We start from the raw sequence: 2,483 nt of genomic DNA, 5'->3' as shown, positions 1-2,483 counted from the left end.
TGTCCGTGCTCCGCGCCGCCACCGGGGCGGCCCAGCCGCTGTGCGGCACCGGCACCTGGCGCCCCACCCACCGCGACGACCTGGAGGAGGTCGCCGCCCGGGCGGGGCTGGGGCCCGACGGCTCCGGGCGGGTGGCCTGCCCGTTCGGCTACGCCGACCCGGACAGCGCCCTGCGGGGCCTGCTGTCGACCGGCCTGTTCGACCCGGCGATCGAGGCCACGGACCAGGTGCAGGTCAGCAAGGAACTGGCCGAGGCGCTGCACCCGTACCAGCGCCCGGACGGCACCGTGTGGATGCCGAACGTCTTCCGGTACCTGATCGCCCGCGTCCCCTGAACGCGGGAAGGGCGCCGCCTCCCGTGGGAGGGGCGCCCTCGGCGGACGTACCGCGGCGCGGGCCAGGGCGGCCCGTACGCCCGTTCAGCCCATGAACTTCTTGAACTCCTCGGGCAGCTCGAAGTCCTTGCCGCCCTGCTGCGGCAGCCCGAAGGCCTGGCCGCCCTCGGCCGCGGCGGCGCGGCGCGCGGCCGCCTCCTGCTCCTGCTGCTTGCGCTTCATCGGGTTGCCGGAGCGCTGCTTGCCCTTCGCCTGCTTCTGCTTCTTCTTCTGCCGGCCGGGGCCCCCGCCCATGCCCGGCATCCCCGGCATCCCGGGCATGCCACCGCCCTGAGCCATGCGGGACATCATCTTGCGGGCCTCGAAGAACCGCTCGACCAGGTTCTTCACCGCGCTGACCTCGACACCGGAGCCCTTGGCGATCCGGGCGCGGCGCGAGCCGTTGATGATCGTCGGCTCCTGGCGCTCGGCCGGGGTCATCGACTTGATGATGGCGGCGGTGCGGTCGACGTCGCGCTCGTCGAGGTTGTTGAGCTGGTCCTTCATCTGGCCCATGCCCGGCAGCATGCCGAGCAGCTTGGAGATCGAGCCCATCTTGCGGACCTGCTCCATCTGGGCCAGGAAGTCGTCCAGGGTGAAGTCCTGGCCCTTCTTGGACGCCAGCTTGGAGGCCATCTTCTCGGCCTCTTCCTGGCTGAACGTCTTCTCCGCCTGCTCGATCAGGGTGAGCAGGTCACCCATGTCGAGGATGCGGGAGGCCATCCGGTCCGGGTGGAAGGCGTCGAAGTCGTCCAGCTTCTCGCCGTTGGAGGCGAACATGATCGGCTTGCCGGTGACCTGGCGGATCGACAGGGCCGCACCACCGCGCGCGTCACCGTCCAGCTTGGACAGCACCACGCCGTCGAAGCCGACGCCGTCGCGGAACGCCTCGGCGGTGTTGACGGCGTCCTGGCCGATCATCGCGTCGACGACGAAGAGGATCTCGTCGGGCGAGACCGCGTCGCGGATGTCCGCGGCCTGCTGCATCATCTCCTGGTCGATGCCCAGGCGGCCGGCGGTGTCGACGACGACGATGTCGTGGACCTTGGTCCGCGCGAACTCGATGGAGTCCTTGGCCACCTTCACGGGGTCGCCCACGCCGTTGCCCGGCTCCGGCGCGTAGACGGCCACGCCGGCGCGCTCGGCGACCACGCTCAGCTGGTTGACCGCGTTGGGGCGCTGGAGGTCGGCCGCGACCAGGACCGGGGAGTGCCCCTGGTCCTTGAGCCACTTGCCCAGCTTGCCCGCGAGGGTGGTCTTGCCCGCACCCTGCAGACCCGCCAGCATGATCACGGTGGGCGGCTGCTTGGCGAAGCGGAGGCGACGGGTCTCGCCGCCGAGCACGTGAACAAGTTCGTCATTGACGATCTTGAGAACCTGTTGCGCCGGGTTCAGTGCTTTGGAGACCTCGGCGCCCAAGGCCCTGTCCTTGACGTTCTTGATGAACGATCGGACGACCGGCAGGGCCACGTCAGCCTCGAGGAGCGCGATACGGATCTCGCGCGCCGTGGCGTCGATGTCGGCCTCGGACAACCTGCCTTTGCCGCGGAGGTTTTTGAAAGTCGCGCTGAGGCGGTCGGAGAGGGTATCGAACACGGTGGCGTCGGTCCTCGAAGTCGGGGGCGGAACTGGGCTGCCCTCCAGAGTATCCGGCCCGGCAAGTAGATCGCCCCCGCCCATTGCAGCGAGTGGACAGGGGCGGACCCCGCGTCAGCGGGGAGCAACCGAGGATCGTGATGAGCTCGTCGTGCACGATCGGACCATCCCCGCTTCGGCGGGGAGCACGCCCCATCGACGCACGGAGCGTCCACGGGGTCACGCCTCCAACGTTTCCTCCAGTTTCCCCGCCACCGCCTCCGCCTCCTCGGCGGGGAGGCGTGTGCCGTCCAGGCCGGTGACGTAGAAGGCGTCCACGGCGTTCGCGCCGAGCGTGGAGACGTGGGCGCTGCGCACCCGCACTCCGGCGTCCTCCAGGGCCCGCCCGATGCGGAACAGCAGCCCCGGTGCGTCCTGGGCCCGGACCTCGATCACCGTCGCGTGCCGGGAGGCGGCCGGGTCGACGCTCACCCGGGGCGGCGGGGCCGCCGCGCCCCGGCGGCGCGGGTGGGC

2 protein-coding genes and 1 pseudogene are annotated in these 2,483 nt (G+C 70.9%); 1 reads left to right on the top strand and 2 read right to left on the bottom strand.

The features are described 5' to 3' along the window. Window positions 1-335 (top strand): annotated as a pseudogene (locus G3I53_RS25810) (SAM-dependent methyltransferase); the annotation flags it as partial. An 84-nt stretch (window positions 336-419) separates the two neighbouring features. Here the strand turns inward: G3I53_RS25810 and ffh are convergent. Both ffh and G3I53_RS25800 read right to left on the bottom strand, forming a co-directional pair. After that, window positions 420-1,970, bottom strand: a complete 1,551-nt coding sequence (gene ffh / locus G3I53_RS25805) for a signal recognition particle protein (protein WP_164332725.1) — start codon at window positions 1,968-1,970, stop codon at window positions 420-422. A 219-nt stretch (window positions 1,971-2,189) separates the two neighbouring features. After that, window positions 2,190-2,483, bottom strand: a 294-nt coding sequence (locus G3I53_RS25800; protein WP_164332726.1) for an ACT domain-containing protein, incomplete at its 5' end; no start/stop codon positions are given.

The sequence above is a fragment of the Streptomyces sp. SID14436 genome, from assembly GCF_010548465.1.
In the GTDB taxonomy this organism is placed as follows: domain Bacteria; phylum Actinomycetota; class Actinomycetes; order Streptomycetales; family Streptomycetaceae; genus Streptomyces.
Note: the sequence above shows the minus strand (reverse complement) of the source record. Positions and strands in the feature narration are given on the sequence as shown.